The following is a 691-nucleotide window of genomic DNA, read 5'->3' on the forward strand; positions in this document are numbered from 1 at the left end:
CTATCATCTGCTGGACACCAGGAATCTGTTCAAGTAACGTATCGATTTTCGCTTCCAGTTCTTCGAACTTCTGCTTAATAAGATGGTATTTATCAAGCAGAGTAAGAATCTCCATTTTTGCCATCTCTGCTCCTTCACGAATGCCGATCGAAAGAGCGGCTGCCTGCTTTATCTCTTTCACTTTTCCAGCGCCCACGGCTCGTTTTACCGCTTTTTTAAGATGAACGAGAATTTCTTCATCAGAGAGTTTGACTAGCTCACCTGGCAGTAAGCCCAGCTGTAATAGCTGGAGCGCTGCTTTCCCTTCCCAATCTTTAAACACCGTCGTAAACTCCGGGAAATATCGGTCTAGCCAGTTATGAATTTGTCCCTGCACGGCTTGAAGGTCAACGGATAGGAAATCGCGTATTTTTCTTGCCACACGGAGTTCGGCATACACTCCTTGCGGAATGTTAGGTTCAGCGTATCTCCCATCCTTGACCAACTGTGCAATCACTCTGGCGTCTTTTACATCGTTCTTGGTTGGAGAATTATCATCTAATTCTTTACTCTTCTTCACGTGCATTGGATTCACGACAACGAATTTGATACCCTGTTCCTTCAGAAAATGGGCCAGGTTTAGCCAGTAGTGGCCCGTAGGCTCCATTCCCACGATGACCTTAGCCATCCCCTGTTTCATATTTAGCTGTGC

General features: G+C 45.9%; 1 protein-coding gene. It reads right to left on the reverse strand.

The genetic code is table 11. From position 1 onward, the window contains the following. On the reverse strand, nt 1-691 hold a 691-nt coding region (locus MBEAL2_RS28665), incomplete at both ends, for an IS110 family transposase (RefSeq protein WP_047155567.1).

It is taken from the genome of Aneurinibacillus tyrosinisolvens (assembly GCF_001015055.1).
Lineage (GTDB): Bacteria > Bacillota > Bacilli > Aneurinibacillales > Aneurinibacillaceae > Aneurinibacillus_A > Aneurinibacillus_A tyrosinisolvens.